The following is a 13,627-nucleotide window of genomic DNA, read 5'->3' on the forward strand; positions in this document are numbered from 1 at the left end:
ACCCAACTGCCGAATGGTCGGGCGAATGCGCTTCCCGAGCTTGATATAAAGCTTGACCGCTCGAATACGGTCTTCGTATGAATACATGAACTACCTCCAAGTAGTCCAAGTTATTGTCCGCACCCCCCATCCGCGTCAGGCCGATGAACTGGCCTGGACCAGCATCGACCGCACCGCGGTGGCCAACGGTTTCAGTCTGGTTGAACTGGTTGCTCCGCGTCCGCTCTTGATGATTGTCGGTACTGAGGCGGTCAGCAAATGGATGGGCGAAGATGCGATCGCACGCGCTAACCAGCCCAAGGAGTTGTTCTGGGTCGACGGCGCGACTCATGTCGGCTTATACTACAAGCCCGAATATGTGAACCCGGCGGTGGCAAAGCTCGCCAACTTTTTTAATACAACCATTCTTTGAGTCGGCATTTATGAAGCAACCGGTGGCGGACAAGGTCAAGTTTTCCGACGCGCTATGGGCCAGCATCAAGCGGGCGGGTATAGCCCGCGCTGATGTGCTGCGTGCGGCGCGGATGCCGGTGAGCGTCATGGCCAATGAGGCTCCGCTTTCCACTGCACAATTCTTCGCGCTGTGGAATGTGCTGCCTGAACTCAGTGGCGAGCCCGCCATCGGCTTGCGCATCGCAGCTGGCTTGCAAGGATTGGCGATGCGCCCTTCATTCCTGGTGGCTTACCATGCCCGCGACTTTCGCGATGCATTGCAGCGCGTGGCGCGGTTCAAGCGTCTGTGCGTCCCGGAAGAAATCTGCCTCGACGAGCACGAAGATCGTGGCGAAATTGTCGTGACCTGGACCTACGGCAATGGCCAGACGACACCGTCCGCGCTGATTGATACGGTGTTCGCCTCGCTGCTTGAATTGGGGCGGCAGGGAACGGCAACACCTATCTCGGCGCTGATGCTCGAACTGGCGCGGCCGCAAAACGCCATCGCCGATTACGAAAACTACTTCGGCTGCCGCGTGCGCTTCGGCGCTGAGCAAGATCGGCTGATCTTCCAGCGCAATGATCTTGACCGGCCTTTTGTCACCTACAATGCAGAGCTGCTCGACATCCTGATCCCAGAGCTTGACCGGCGGCTGGAGCAGCAAACCAGGCACGCCACGCTGGCCGAGCAAATCCGCTGGGTCTTGCGCCGACGGCTAACAGCAGGCCGCCTTGACATCCGCGCAGTCGCCACCGAATTGGCAATGAGCTCGCGCTCCTTACAGCGCAGGCTGACCGATGAGGGGCTGACCTTCCAGAGCCTGCTCAGCGACACGCGCCATCAACTAGCGTTGGAGTATCTTACCGATCCCGAGCTTGAGATCATCGAAGTGGCCTACATGCTGGGCTACGAGGACCAGAACTCCTTCTTCCGTGCCTTCCGGCAGTGGGAAGAGCTGACGCCGACGGCATGGCGCTCCACACGTAAGTTATTACCGCAGCCAAATGGATGACAGTGCCCAGCTGCTGATATCGGTCACCTCGGCCGCAGCCCCTAGATAAAGAACGACATGCGCACTTGATCCGTGTCAGGAAATATCTGGCTGGTCAAAAACTTAAATTTGATTGTGCGTATCAAAAATGTAGCATTCTTTGCCACTTTTTTCTTCGCCGAATAGAGTGCTAAGGTACCCGATTAGCTCAAAGGTGCCTATCTGCGTCTTTATCAACAAATGCCGGCAGGACTGCGCCCAAGCTCTTGAGCTATACGCATGAGTATGCATAAAGTGTAACTGGCGAAACTCTCCTTGAAATTAAGTCAGCGCGACTTTGGGAGTCGCAATGCATCGACAACAAGGGAGAGTGCCGACGAAGAACGACGACTCGCATAGTAGAGGTGATGGCCAGGGAAAGTGATCGCCCAATCATCAAGCGTCGTCACCAACCGCCCTGCAGCAAGATGATCACGCGCCATGTCGCCTGAAAGCCAGGCAAGCCCGTTTCCGGCAACTGCGGCGTCAGCCATCAGGCATTTGTTTGAAGCAAAACTTGAGCGAGGTCTGAGAATTAATGATTTAACAGCGTGTGTTCAATTGGAAACTGCAGTCATTCGGGAGTCAGCTCACTGTTTGACGTCGGAGTCGCTAACGTATGCCCACCCGCTACCCGTAGTTGCGAATTTGATTGAATATTTTTTACCGTTCAACTCAAAATTGCAATCCGCGCTCTTCTGATCTTCGCTGACTTTACAATTTTTGTTTTTTATGTCCAACTTATCAAACCTGGACAGATCTAATACTCCACCTTCACGCTTTTGTTCTGAAGCAGCGGCAGCGGCCTTGATTGCAAATTCCGACGGCCCAGCACCTGAACAAGCTTGCAGTGAAAGCAAAATAGTCAAAGAACTCAACGCAAATAAAATTCGCATAACATTGAAATGATTGGCAAAAGGTAAATGAAGTATACCACTTTCTATGTTTTTTACTGATTGCTGCACGATAATTTGTGCAATCGCCATTCTTAGCTCACTAATTAACTCAGTTCTGCTAACAGACGCATTAACGCATCCATGTCAACAGGCTTTACCATATGGTGATCAAAGCCAGCTTCTGATGATCTTTGTCGGTCTATGTCTTGCCCATACCCTGTGATTGCCACAAGCATCGTGTCTGCCATTGTAGGTAATCGACGCAGATTCTTAGCTAACTGCGTACCATCCATATCAGGCATACCTATGTCCAGCAGGCAAACATCTAAAGAATCCGTTTTTACTACATCCAGGGCTGATTTGCCACTGTGAACAATTTTTACGCTACACCCAGCAAGTTCCAAATACATGCCCAGCATAGAGGCCGCATCTTCATTGTCATCCACTACAAGCATATTAATATTTCCCGTTGCCGGTTTCAGCTTTATTGCAGGTTCGTTATCAATCGTCGGTACCGGCTGCGTTGCCGCATCAGGGATTCGTCATGCAGCCTGACTTCTAGTCTACGAAGCGTTGCGTGACGGGAGGTTAAAACAGATTCTTTCGGATCACCAGACTGTGGAATTGGGCATCTACGCAATCTACGCCTCGCGCAGGCAATTCGCGTTGAAGTTACGATACTTGATTGACTTCCTTGTTGAAGCCTTCAAGAAGCCGGTTTGGAGCTCGGTACCCGATTAGCTCAAAGGTGCCTATCTGCGTCTTTATCAACAAATGCCGGCAGGACTGCGCCCAAGCTCTTGAGCTATACGCATGAGTATGCATAAAGTGTAACTGGCGGAACTCTCCTTGAAATTAAGTCAGCGCGACTTTGGGAGTCGCAATGCATCGACAACAAGTGAGAGCGCAGACGAAGAACGACGACTCGCATAGTAGAGGTGATAGCCAGGGAAAGTGATCGCCCAGTCATCAAGCGTCGTCACCAACCGCCCCGCAGCGAGATGCTCACGTACCATGTCGTCCGGAAGCCAGGCAAGCCCATTTCCGGCAACTGCGGCGTCCGCCATCAGGTCGCTACGGTTAAAGACGAGACGACCTTCAACGTGGGTGCTTGTGATTCGCTCGCCATGCTTGAATTCCCAGGCCAGCATACCGCCGTATGTCGGCAGGCGCAAACCAATACAATCGTGTTCGCTCAGATCTGAAGGCGTTTTCGGCGGTCGATTGCGCTCGAAATAAGCAGGACTTCCCACAACCACCATGCGCATATCTGGTGCAATCCGCAGTGCAATCATGTTCTTGGCAACGTCGCCACCGAGGCGGATACCTATGTCGAAACGCTCTGCCACGATGTCAACAAATCGGTTGTCGCTACTGATCTCCACCTTGATTTCCGGATAGTTTGGCAACCACGGCAAAAGTCTCGGCCAAACGATAGACCGTACCGCATGTTCGGTCGCTGTAATCCGGACAGTGCCAACGGGTCTGCCGCGCATGTTGCCAAGCACTGCCAGCTCGGCTTCGATCTCGGCCAGCCGCGGCTCCACCGTTCGGAATAACTGCTCGCCCGCTTCTGTGGGGGCAACGCTGCGTGTTGTGCGGTTGAGCAGCTTTAGATCAAGCCTGCGCTCCAGCGACCGCACTGTTTGGCTAAGCGCGGACTGCGTAACACCAATCTGCGCAGCTGCGCGTGTAAAGCTTTTTGCTCTCACCACGGCCGCAAAGGCGGCCAGGTCATCGAAAACTGCCATTGATTAGATCTCCTAATTATTGAATATCGTTTTAGCAGTCTAGTCATTGAATGTCAATTAACCTAAGCTACATGGAATCAATAAAAGACAGGAAAACATCATGAAAACACGTCAACTGGGCCGCAATGGCCTTACCGTTTCTGAACTCGGCCTTGGTTGTATGGGCCTGAGCTTTGGCCTTGGCCCTGCTTCTGATAAGGCAGAAGGTATCGCCATGATTCGAGGTGCATTCGAACGCGGTGTGACCTTTTTTGACACCGCCGAAGGATATGGCCCATTTACCAACGAACTCCTGGTCGGTGAGGCAATCGAACCATTTCGCGACCAAATCGTCATTGCGACGAAGTTCGGGTTCAAGCTGGATGAAAATGGCGCAATGGTCGGCCTCGATAGTCGGCCAGAACACATTCGTGATGTCGTTGAAGCCTCCCTGAAGAGGCTACGTACCGACCATATTGATCTGCTGTACCAACACCGCGTTGACCCGGCCGTGCCAATTGAGGATGTAGCCGGTGCTGTCCAGCAACTGATAGCCGAAGGCAAGGTCAAGCATTTTGGTCTTTCTGAAGCAAGTCCCAAGACTGTGCGGCGCGCGCATGCAATCCAGCCCGTTGCTGCGGTTCAGAACCACTACTCACTCTGGATGCGCGAACCCGAGATTGAACTGTTATCGCTCTGCGAAGAACTCGGCATCGGCTTCGTCTCATGGGGGCCGCTTGGCCAGGGCTTCCTGACAGGCCAGATTACTCCGGATACCAAATTCGATGATGCAACGGATCTGCGCGCCACCTTCCCACGCTTCACGCCTGAGGCACTGAAGGCAAATTTTGCTGTGGTTGATTTTCTCCGGACGATGGCTGCTAGCAAGGGCGCGTCACCCGCACAGATAGCACTTGCCTGGCTGCTTGCCCAAAAGCCGTGGATTGTGCCAATTCCAGGCGCAACGAAACTTGCGCATCTCGACGACAACCTGCCCGCATCCGACCTGGCTCTCACACCCGAAGACTTGCGACAAATCGATGATGCATTTGCAGCCATCGATGTGAAAGGCGCTCCGCTATCGGAAGGCCTTACTTCGATTGCTGACAGATAGGAGGTTGAGATGACACGCGTTCTTATCCTTGGTGCAAACGGTCAGCTCGCTCGCCATACGACTACATACTTTCTTAAAAAGACAGATGCGCATCTGACTCTTTACCTGCGCCATGCGAGCCGGTTGAAGAATCCCGATCCAAAGCGGGCGGCAATCGTAGAGGGTGATGTCCTCGACCGGGCAGCCTTGATCGAAGCGATGACAGATCAGGACGTGGTGTTCGCCAGCCTTGCCGGTGATATGGGTGAACAAGCCCGCAACATTGTGACGTCAATGAAAGAAGCTGGCTTGAAGCGGCTGATCTTCATTAGTTCGATGGGCATCTATGGTGAGGTTCCAGGAGAAAAATACCGTAGCGTATTGGACCCATATCGTGACTCTGCTGCGGTCATCGAGGCTTCTGGCCTGGACTACACGGTTTTGCGTCCAGGCTGGTTTACGCACGACCCGAAAGTCGACTACCAAATCACGCAGAAGGGTGAACCGTTCCACGGTCATGACGTATCGTTGAACAGTCTGTCGGATTTGATCATCAAGCTGGCTTTCGATCCAATGCTGCACGTTCGTTCCAGCATTGGGGTAAGCCAGTAAATGCAAGCACAACCTCTCATCAAAGGAGTATGAAGTGCAAAAACGACAACTAGGGAATAGTGGTTTAGAAGTCTCCGCACTCGGGTTCGGTTGTATGGGCCTTAGCTATGGATACGGACCTGCGACTGACACCGCTGAAGCCATCAAGCTGATCCGTGCAGGCGTCGAGCGTGGCATCACATTCTTCGACACAGCTGAAGCCTATGGTCCATTTATCAACGAGGGTGTGGTTGGCGAAGCGCTTGCGCCGATGCGTGATCAGGTCGTGATTGCCACCAAGTTCGGCTTTCGAGACGGGGACACGAGTAAAGGACTCGATAGCCGGCCGGAACGCGTTCGACAGGTTGCAGACGAGGCACTGAAACGCTTGCGTACCGACCGCATTGATCTGTTCTACCAGCACCGCGTCGACCCGGCTGTCCCCATCGAAGATGTGGCTGGCACAGTCAAAGAACTGATCCGCGAAGGCAAAGTGAAGCATTTCGGCATGTCGGAAGCAGGAGTTGAGAGTATTCGCCGTGCTCACGCGATTCAGCCCCTCACCGCTCTGCAGAGCGAATATTCGCTCTGGTGGCGTGAGCCGGAAAAAGAAATCCTGCCAGTTCTTGAGGAACTCGGTATCGGCTTTGTACCTTTCAGTCCTCTCGGCAAAGGATTCCTGACCGGCGCTATTGATGCCAAGACATCGTTCAGCGCGAACGACTTCCGCAGCTCCGTGCCACGTTTTTCTCCGGAGGCGCGTCAGGCGAACCGTGCGTTGGTAGACGTGCTGGCAGGCATTGCCAACCGCAAGCAAGTAACACCAGCACAGCTAGCGCTCGCCTGGCTGCTTGCACAGAAACCGTGGATCGTTCCGATTCCTGGTACCACGAAGCTGCATCGCCTCGAAGAAAACGCTGGCGCTGCGTTGGTAATACTGTCATCCGAAGACCTAAGCGAGATTGAAGCTGCCGTTTCAGACGCTCCAGTTCAGGGTGCTCGCTACTCTACAGACCGGCAAAAGCTGGTGGGCAAGTGAACGCGTCGCACGGAAATGCATTCCCCAACACAAAATAAGGAAACTCATCATGACCAACATCATTGTTGTTATCGGAGCTGGTTCAATCGGCCAAGCTATAGCCCGCCGCATCAGTGCAGGCAAGCATGTACTGCTCGCCGATCTGAATAAGGAAAACGCGGATGCTGCTGCAAAGACGCTTGCCGACGCAGGCTTTGAGGTGACGGCGACGACGGTAGATGTCTCGTCACGTGCATCGGTACATGCCCTGGTTCAGACAGCTATATCACTCGGAAGCGTGACCGGCTTAATCCATGCGGCTGGTGTTTCGCCGTCGCAGGCTTCTCCGGCAACTATCCTTAAGGTTGACCTGTATGGCACCGCACTTGTGCTGGAAGAATTTGGTAATGTCATTGCCGACGGTGGAGCTGGCGTCGTTATCGCCTCACAATCCGGACACCGCTTACCTGGTCTGAGTGTTGAGGAGAATGCGGCTCTCGCCACTAGCCCTGTGGAAGATTTGTTGGGCTTGCCTATGTTGCAACCTGACCGGGTCAAGGATTCGCTACATGCTTACCAGCTCTCGAAACGTGGGAATTCTTTGCGGGTCATGGCCGAAGCCGTACGGTGGGGCAAGCGCGGTGCACGCATCAACACGATCAGCCCTGGCATTATTTTCACGCCACTTGCAAGGGATGAGCTAAGTGGCCCACGCGGTGAAAGCTACCGCCGCATGATCGATTTGTCGCCTGCCAAACGTGGCGGTACCCCAGACGAGGTCGGGGCTGTCGGCGCATTGCTAATGGGTTGCGATGGCGGGTTCATTACTGGCAGCGATTTTCTGATGGATGGAGGCGTTACCGCATCTTATTGGTACGGAGAACTTGCTCCAAAGTGACTGGCAGATATGTGGGATTGCATAAATGCCACAAAACAAAAAATCGAAGCCGCAATTTAGCCCAAAGGATACATATCATGCAACTCAAACGTCCAGGCTCACAGCCCTCCGCCAAAGGTCCTGAAGAATACTTCACTGGGAATGTCCGTGTCGACATGCTCAACGTCGCGCCCGCGCCCTCACGTGTTTCATGCGCCAGCGTTACGTTCGAACCTGGTGCCCGCTCTGCATGGCACACGCATCCCCTTGGACAGACGCTGATCATCACATCTGGCTGCGGTTGGACACAGTGTGAAGGCGAACCGATTGTCGAAATCCGGGCGGGAGACGTGATCTGGTGTCCGCCAGGTCATAAGCATTGGCATGGTGCCACGCCCACGACTGCCATGTCCCATATTGCAGTGCAGGAGGCGCTTGATGGAAAGAACGTCATCTGGATGGAGAAGGTCACCGACGAGGAATACCTCGCTGGAACAAAATGAGCAATGGCGTGTGATGCGATGACGCGTTCCCCCGATAAACCGCGCCGCAGGTTACTGTCAGCCGTCGCTGGCATCTCTCTGGAGAGCGCGCTGCCAGCAACAACTTTTGGTCAGGGCACTTCAGGGCAAGAGAAGTCCTTCTTGGTCGCCTACTTCTCACGCTCAGGTAATACGCGCGTCGTGGCTGGATTGATCCATCGGGCATTTGACTCGGACCTATTCGAAATACTGCCCGCTATTCCTTACCCGGACGAGTATTTGGCAACTGTCGAGCAGGCACGCCAGGAACGAGATCAGGGCATAGAGCGAGCTCTGAAATCAAAGGTGCCCAATATTACGCGTTACACCACGATCTTTCTTGGTTTGCCGGTATGGGGGGAAACGGCTCCTTCAATCATTCGCAGTTTCCTGTCGGCACACGATCTATCTGGCAAGACGCTCATTCCCTTTCTTACCCACGGTGGCTATGGTCTTGGTAGCAGCGAGGCCGTTATTGCACGTCACGCACCCCGCGCACGACTCCGTCAGGCCTTTTCAATGCAGGCCGACCAAGAGCGCCAAACGATGGAGAGCGTCAATGCTTGGATGGCTAAACAATCACCCGCACTTAAATGACTGAAAGAACCGTCATGCAAAATGTTACTTTAAAAAATGGACAACAGATGCCGATTCTCGGCTACGGCGTCTTCCAGATTCCTGATCAAAAAGAATGCGAACGCTGTGTTGTGGACGCAATCGAAACGGGCTACCGGCTGATCGATACAGCAGCCTCTTATCTGAACGAGGATGCTGTCGGGAAAGGATTGAAAGCCAGCGGCGTTTCACGCGACCAGCTCTTCGTGACTTCCAAGCTCTGGGTACAGGACGCCGGATATGAGCGCACCATCAAGGCAATCGATAACTCACTGCGTCGTTTGCAACTCGACTATCTTGACCTGTATCTGATCCATCAACCTTACAGCGACGTTCATGGTTCATGGCGGGCAATGGAAGCTGCCCACAAGGCGGGTAAGCTACGGGCTATCGGTGTCAGCAATTTTCAGCCGGATCGTTTGATGGACATCATGGCCTTCAACGAAGTGAAACCCGCCGTCAATCAGATCGAAATCAACCCTTTCCATCAACAGGAAGAGAGTGCGACGTTCATGCGCGACAACGGGGTGCAGGCAGAAGCATGGGCACCGTTTGCCGAAGGGCGCAACAACCTGTTCCAGAATGAGGCGCTGTTCACGATCGGCGAAAGGTATGGCAAGTCGGTAGGTCAGGTCATTCTGCGCTGGCTCGTTCAGCGCAACATCGTGTCACTCTCTAAGTCTGTCCGCAAAGAGCGTATGGCAGAGAACTTGAATATTTTCGACTTTGCGTTGGATGAGTCCGATATTGCTCTTATAGGGAAACTCGAAACTGCCACCAGCAGCTTCTTTTCACATCGCGATCCGGCGATGGTCAAATGGATGAGCGAGCGGCGGCTCGATGTATAGCCTTATAAATAATTTGAACAAAACAATCACTAAGAGGAGCAACCAGTCATGACACCAGTAAACAAATCAGAAATAGGACGCCGCAGCTTTCTCGGGTTGGTTGGAGGTCTCGCTGCGACGCCTCTGTTGAGCTCCACCGCCACTCTAGCTTCAGCGCAGCCAGCAGACCCTGTCGTCGCAAATACTAAGCTGATGCCAGGGAGACGAAAGCTGGCATCGCTTGAGGTCTCCAGTCTCGGGCTCGGCGTTCAGAACATGAGTCGAACCTATCAAACCTCGATCCCAAGCCGACCCGAAATGATTAAAATCATTCGGGCAGCGTTCGATAGTGGTGTCACGTTCTTCGATGCAGCCGAAGCATATGGTCCGCATGAGGTGGAACGTATACTTGGCGAAGGTGTGGCACCAATTCGCAACAAGGTTGTTATTACCTCAAAGTTCGGTTGGAACATCGATCTTCAGACTGGCGAGCGTCGGCCGGGGCTCAATAGTCGTCCTGAACATATCAAGCTGGCGGTTGAAGGCATACTCAGGCGTCTTCGCACCGATCGAATCGATCTCCTTTATCAACACCGTGTCGATCCAAATGTCCCGATCGAGGACGTTGCCGGCGCGGTCAAAGATCTCATGACTCAGGGCAAGGTGCTGCACTGGGGTCTCAGCGAGATGGGGCCAGATACGCTTCGCCGCGCGCATGCTGAGCAGCGCGTTACGGCCGTTCAGAATGAATATTCAATGTTGTGGCGAGGTCCAGAAAAATGGGCTCTATCACTTTGCGAAGAGCTTGGCATCGGTTTTGTGCCCTGGACCCCCCTCTTGGGGTTGGCTTCCTCACAGGTGCCATTGATGCAAAGACGCGGTTCGCGGAAGTTGACATCCGCAAGATCGAAACCAGGTTTTCACCTGAGAACTTGCCACAAAATCTGGCGCTCGTGAAGCTGCTATGGAACTGGGCCAACCGAAAAAATGCAACGCCAGCCCAGATTGCGTTGGCTTGGCTCATGGCGCAGAAGCCGTGGATAGTGCCGATCCCAGGTACAACGCAACTGCCACATTTGCTCGACAATATCGGCGCGATTGAAGTACAGTTCTCGCAATCAGAGCTCGCCGAGCTGAACGCATCTACGGCAGCGATTCAAATTCAAGGTGCCCGGCTTCCCGATAGCGTGCTTGCATTCTCAGATGTTGAGGCGCAGCCAAGACGCTGACGTTTTTGCATCATTACGCATCTGGCATTCAGCCTAAGCTTGCGGAATTTTGGTCATACACAAACACGTAAAGATTTTCACTTGTTCTACTCGCTACTGATGTATTGTTTGTAGTTTGCAGAAGGTCGAACCGGTAAGGCATCCCAGTCAAGGAAGACTACAGCCATGGCAATTTTTGAATGGATCATCGCGTTATTATTGGGCGCTGCGCTGCTCGCAGCTCTCGCACAAAAGATTGGCGCTCCCTACCCGACATTTTTAGCGCTCGGGGGTGTTTTGTTAGCCTTCATTCCTGGAAGTCCGAACTGGACGCTAGACCCGCATCTCGCCCTGACTCTGTTCGTCGCGCCAGTGCTCCTTGATGCTGCCTATGACACATCGTTGCGTGACCTTCGTGCCAACTGGCGGCCTGTTGCAGGCCTGGTCATTGCGGCAGTTGGGACTACAGTGATTGCGGTTGCAATTGCTGCCAAGTGGCTCATACCTGGGATGCCATGGCCAGTCGCTATCGCCCTTGGTGCTATCGTTGCGCCGCCAGATGCTGCAGCAGCAACAGCGGTGATGAGGCAGGTCAAGTTGCCACACCGGCTTCTGAAAATCCTGGAAGGTGAAAGCCTGCTCAATGATGCGAGTGCACTTCTCGTGTATCGCCTTGCAATCATGAGTGCAATAACAGGGACATTTGGGATAAGCAGTTTCGCGCCCGTGTTTCTGTTGACGGTCTTTGGCAGTCTTGCTGCGGGTATCGCATGTGCTTTTGCGATTCGTCCTTTGTTCGGCTTCGTGCGTGACGTATCGATCTCTGTCATTTTGCAATTCGCATGCACCTTCGGCGTCTGGATCGCAGCGGAAGCTATTGGCTTGTCAGGTATCCTTACCCTTGTTGCCTTTGCAATGACAATGGCACGGTACAGCGGACCAAATATCTCGGCCCGCATGCGGATACCGGTCTTTGCGGTGTGGGAGACGGTTGTCTTTGTCCTTAACGCCTTTGCATTTGTACTGATAGGCTTACAGCTCCGCCCCATCTGGGAGAGGCTGGAAGTGGGCAGCGAACGAACTGATGCGCTGATGACGGCTGGCGTAGTCCTCATTGTGACGATTGCGGCGCGGTTTGCATGGGTCATGGGATACACGGTCATCAAAAGGCGGCTACTTGACCGCTCTAGCACCGACGACAGCGGCAAGCCAACGTTCGCCAGCGGCGTTGTTGTCTCTTGGGCTGGGATGCGCGGAATTGTCACACTCGCCGCAGCGTTTGCGATTCCAGAGACTTTGCCAAACGGCATGCCATTTTCGTACCGTGATCTGATCCTGATGTGCGCATTCGCGGTTGTGCTTGGGACCTTGGTATTGCAGGGGCTTACCATCAAGCTGTTGATTCGTCGCCTTGGCCTCACTGACGATGACCCGGTAACACGCGAGGTCCGCTTTGGTCGGGCGCGTGCCTATCAAGTGGTGCTTGATTACCTCAAGGGGAATGATTCCCTACCTGCGCAACTACTTCGCAAGGAATACACCGCATTGCTTGATCTCAACACTGGGAGCCCATCAGATGCACCGTTTGATGATGTTCCTGGCGGGCCACTGCGGCGAGATCTTATTGGGCTTGCTCGCAGGGAAGCGACAGAATTGCGGCGCACAGATATTATAGGTGACGACGCTTACCGCATATTGGTCAGGGAGCTTGACTGGGCCGAGCTGAGCGCAGGCGGCGACCGTGAAAACTAAAATGGGTGGCTTGTTCAATGAAAAAGCCTGTCCTTTTTGAAATGCAAAAGGGCGGCTCCCTTGGATGATAAACGGTGGCCGGCTCAATGAAAATACTTACTCTGCCGGATGGCCTACCAAGACACTTCCCGGAATTTTTTCTACCGTAATCTTGACGATGCCGTAATCGAAGCCCTGGTATTGTTCTCAGAAAAAAAATCCATACATTGAGTTTGGCGCTGACTATCAAATAAATGGTCGCAAAGCGCCAGCCACTGATTGTGTCGTTCAAACTGAACTCGGTGGCTATTTATATGAGAAATCATGGCTACATAGAATTGAGAAACAGCGGCAACTTAGTGATGCCAAAAAGCGGCTACTTTGGACTGCGATTTGGTGGCCACTTTTCTGGAATAATCCACGGCTACTTTTATGAGAATACGCAGCCGAGTGCGTCGCCACAAAGAGATTTCCCAGGAAGAGTTGGCACTACGTTCTGACTTGAGTCGTAGTTACGTTAGTGGTGTTGAGCGTGGAATACGTAATGTGTCAATCGACAATATGGATTTGCTAGCGCAGGCGCTAGGGTAATCCCCCCGGAAATTAATCGCATTTAAAAGTAGAATTTTCTTAATTGAGATTTTGAGGAAGTTTTACATGAAAACATCGAGATTCAGCGATAGCCAGATTATCGCCATATTGAAACAGGCAGAAGCAGGCTCCCCAGTGCCGGAACTATGCCGGGAACATGGCATCAGTGGGGCCACATTCTATAAGTGGAGGTCCAAATTTGGCGGTATGGATGCCTCCCTGATGGCCAGAATGAAGGAACTGGAAGACGAGAACCGCAGGCTCAAAAAGATGTATGCCGAAGAGAAGCTCAAGGCGGAGATCATCGCGGAGGCCATGCAAAAAAAGTGGTAAAAGCATCTCAGCGGCGCGAGATGGCGCGATGGGCGGTTCAACAACATGCTGCCAGCATACGTATAGCCTGCGCGGCCTTTGCCGTCAGCCAGGTCTGCTATCGGTACGAAGCCAGGCTGTCCTCAGAAAA

At 53.3% G+C, this 13,627-nt stretch carries 17 protein-coding genes and 1 pseudogene; 14 read left to right on the forward strand and 4 right to left on the reverse strand.

Translation table 11 applies throughout. The features are described 5' to 3' along the window. Window positions 1-85 precede the first annotated feature (85 nt). Window positions 86-412, forward strand: coding sequence for an alpha/beta hydrolase (locus ACO0LH_RS28035; protein WP_422944453.1), 327 nt, complete (start codon window positions 86-88; stop codon window positions 410-412). Window positions 413-422: 10 nt separating this feature from the next. Beyond that, window positions 423-1,448: an AraC family transcriptional regulator ligand-binding domain-containing protein gene (locus ACO0LH_RS28040; protein ID WP_422944454.1), complete on the forward strand. Its 1,026-nt coding sequence runs from the start codon at window positions 423-425 to the stop codon at window positions 1,446-1,448. A gap of 305 nt (window positions 1,449-1,753) precedes the next feature. Here the strand turns inward: ACO0LH_RS28040 and ACO0LH_RS28045 are convergent, their stop codons facing one another. The 4 genes from ACO0LH_RS28045 to ACO0LH_RS28060 form a co-directional block, all read right to left on the reverse strand. Further along, the gene (locus tag ACO0LH_RS28045; protein WP_422944455.1) at window positions 1,754-1,960 is read right to left on the reverse strand and encodes a LysR substrate-binding domain-containing protein; all 207 of its coding nucleotides are present in this window, start codon (window positions 1,958-1,960) and stop codon (window positions 1,754-1,756) included. Between the two features lie 96 nt (window positions 1,961-2,056). Next, complete coding sequence (locus ACO0LH_RS28050) at window positions 2,057-2,452, reverse strand: hypothetical protein (RefSeq protein WP_422944456.1); 396 nt, start codon at window positions 2,450-2,452, stop codon at window positions 2,057-2,059. Window positions 2,453-2,466: 14 nt separating this feature from the next. After that, window positions 2,467-2,817 (reverse strand): response regulator, encoded by a 351-nt coding sequence (locus ACO0LH_RS28055; RefSeq protein WP_422944457.1) that lies wholly within the window; start codon window positions 2,815-2,817, stop codon window positions 2,467-2,469. 405 nt (window positions 2,818-3,222) lie between these two features. Next, the gene (locus ACO0LH_RS28060; protein ID WP_422944458.1) at window positions 3,223-4,113 is read right to left on the reverse strand and encodes a LysR family transcriptional regulator; all 891 of its coding nucleotides are present in this window, start codon (window positions 4,111-4,113) and stop codon (window positions 3,223-3,225) included. A gap of 100 nt (window positions 4,114-4,213) precedes the next feature. Between ACO0LH_RS28060 and ACO0LH_RS28065 the strand changes: the two genes are divergently transcribed. The 12 genes and pseudogenes from ACO0LH_RS28065 to ACO0LH_RS28120 all read left to right on the forward strand — a co-directional run. Then, the gene (locus ACO0LH_RS28065; RefSeq protein WP_422944459.1) at window positions 4,214-5,206 is read left to right on the forward strand and encodes an aldo/keto reductase; all 993 of its coding nucleotides are present in this window, start codon (window positions 4,214-4,216) and stop codon (window positions 5,204-5,206) included. A 9-nt stretch (window positions 5,207-5,215) separates the two neighbouring features. Further along, window positions 5,216-5,797: an NAD(P)H-binding protein gene (locus ACO0LH_RS28070; protein ID WP_422944460.1), complete on the forward strand. Its 582-nt coding sequence runs from the start codon at window positions 5,216-5,218 to the stop codon at window positions 5,795-5,797. A gap of 34 nt (window positions 5,798-5,831) precedes the next feature. Beyond that, window positions 5,832-6,815, forward strand: coding sequence for an aldo/keto reductase (locus ACO0LH_RS28075; protein ID WP_422944461.1), 984 nt, complete (start codon window positions 5,832-5,834; stop codon window positions 6,813-6,815). Window positions 6,816-6,864: 49 nt separating this feature from the next. Then, window positions 6,865-7,692: an SDR family oxidoreductase gene (locus ACO0LH_RS28080; protein WP_422944462.1), complete on the forward strand. Its 828-nt coding sequence runs from the start codon at window positions 6,865-6,867 to the stop codon at window positions 7,690-7,692. 77 nt (window positions 7,693-7,769) lie between these two features. Beyond that, the gene (locus ACO0LH_RS28085) at window positions 7,770-8,174 is read left to right on the forward strand and encodes a (R)-mandelonitrile lyase (RefSeq protein ID WP_422944463.1); all 405 of its coding nucleotides are present in this window, start codon (window positions 7,770-7,772) and stop codon (window positions 8,172-8,174) included. A gap of 18 nt (window positions 8,175-8,192) precedes the next feature. Continuing rightward, a complete protein-coding gene (locus ACO0LH_RS28090) occupies window positions 8,193-8,789 on the forward strand; it encodes a flavodoxin (RefSeq protein WP_422944464.1) in 597 nt (198 codons plus the stop codon). Between the two features lie 14 nt (window positions 8,790-8,803). After that, entirely contained in the window at window positions 8,804-9,655 is an 852-nt protein-coding gene (locus tag ACO0LH_RS28095; RefSeq protein WP_422944465.1) for an aldo/keto reductase, read from the forward strand. Between the two features lie 48 nt (window positions 9,656-9,703). Further along, window positions 9,704-10,591, forward strand: coding sequence for an aldo/keto reductase (locus tag ACO0LH_RS28100; protein WP_422944466.1), 888 nt, complete (start codon window positions 9,704-9,706; stop codon window positions 10,589-10,591). Next, window positions 10,498-10,863: an aldo/keto reductase gene (locus ACO0LH_RS28105; RefSeq protein ID WP_422944470.1), complete on the forward strand. Its 366-nt coding sequence runs from the start codon at window positions 10,498-10,500 to the stop codon at window positions 10,861-10,863. The genes ACO0LH_RS28100 and ACO0LH_RS28105 overlap by 94 nt, the downstream gene beginning before the upstream one ends. Before the next feature lie 165 nt (window positions 10,864-11,028). Beyond that, window positions 11,029-12,594, forward strand: a complete 1,566-nt coding sequence (locus tag ACO0LH_RS28110; RefSeq protein WP_422944467.1) for a cation:proton antiporter — start codon at window positions 11,029-11,031, stop codon at window positions 12,592-12,594. Window positions 12,595-13,005: 411 nt separating this feature from the next. Further along, window positions 13,006-13,164 carry a helix-turn-helix domain-containing protein gene (locus tag ACO0LH_RS28115; protein ID WP_422944468.1) on the forward strand — a complete coding sequence of 53 codons (159 nt, stop codon included), beginning with the start codon at window positions 13,006-13,008 and terminating at the stop codon, window positions 13,162-13,164. 66 nt (window positions 13,165-13,230) lie between these two features. After that, window positions 13,231-13,627: pseudogene (locus ACO0LH_RS28120) on the forward strand (transposase); the annotation flags it as partial.

Source organism: Undibacterium sp. TJN19 (assembly GCF_049339485.1).
Lineage (GTDB): Bacteria > Pseudomonadota > Gammaproteobacteria > Burkholderiales > Burkholderiaceae_D > Undibacterium.

What these genes read in the sequence shown, in the direction of transcription:
- ACO0LH_RS28035 (WP_422944453.1), top strand. Translation starts at nt 86, where the DNA reads ATGAACTACCTCCAAGTAGTCCAAGTTATTGTCCGCACCCCCCATCCG.
- ACO0LH_RS28040 (WP_422944454.1), top strand. Translation starts at nt 423, where the DNA reads ATGAAGCAACCGGTGGCGGACAAGGTCAAGTTTTCCGACGCGCTATGG.
- ACO0LH_RS28045 (WP_422944455.1), bottom strand. Translation starts at nt 1,960, where the DNA reads ATGGCTGACGCCGCAGTTGCCGGAAACGGGCTTGCCTGGCTTTCAGGC.
- ACO0LH_RS28050 (WP_422944456.1), bottom strand. Translation starts at nt 2,452, where the DNA reads ATGGCGATTGCACAAATTATCGTGCAGCAATCAGTAAAAAACATAGAA.
- ACO0LH_RS28055 (WP_422944457.1), bottom strand. Translation starts at nt 2,817, where the DNA reads ATGCTTGTAGTGGATGACAATGAAGATGCGGCCTCTATGCTGGGCATG.
- ACO0LH_RS28060 (WP_422944458.1), bottom strand. Translation starts at nt 4,113, where the DNA reads ATGGCAGTTTTCGATGACCTGGCCGCCTTTGCGGCCGTGGTGAGAGCA.
- ACO0LH_RS28065 (WP_422944459.1), top strand. Translation starts at nt 4,214, where the DNA reads ATGAAAACACGTCAACTGGGCCGCAATGGCCTTACCGTTTCTGAACTC.
- ACO0LH_RS28070 (WP_422944460.1), top strand. Translation starts at nt 5,216, where the DNA reads ATGACACGCGTTCTTATCCTTGGTGCAAACGGTCAGCTCGCTCGCCAT.
- ACO0LH_RS28080 (WP_422944462.1), top strand. Translation starts at nt 6,865, where the DNA reads ATGACCAACATCATTGTTGTTATCGGAGCTGGTTCAATCGGCCAAGCT.
- ACO0LH_RS28085 (WP_422944463.1), top strand. Translation starts at nt 7,770, where the DNA reads ATGCAACTCAAACGTCCAGGCTCACAGCCCTCCGCCAAAGGTCCTGAA.
- ACO0LH_RS28090 (WP_422944464.1), top strand. Translation starts at nt 8,193, where the DNA reads ATGACGCGTTCCCCCGATAAACCGCGCCGCAGGTTACTGTCAGCCGTC.
- ACO0LH_RS28095 (WP_422944465.1), top strand. Translation starts at nt 8,804, where the DNA reads ATGCAAAATGTTACTTTAAAAAATGGACAACAGATGCCGATTCTCGGC.
- ACO0LH_RS28100 (WP_422944466.1), top strand. Translation starts at nt 9,704, where the DNA reads ATGACACCAGTAAACAAATCAGAAATAGGACGCCGCAGCTTTCTCGGG.
- ACO0LH_RS28110 (WP_422944467.1), top strand. Translation starts at nt 11,029, where the DNA reads ATGGCAATTTTTGAATGGATCATCGCGTTATTATTGGGCGCTGCGCTG.
- ACO0LH_RS28115 (WP_422944468.1), top strand. Translation starts at nt 13,006, where the DNA reads ATGAGAATACGCAGCCGAGTGCGTCGCCACAAAGAGATTTCCCAGGAA.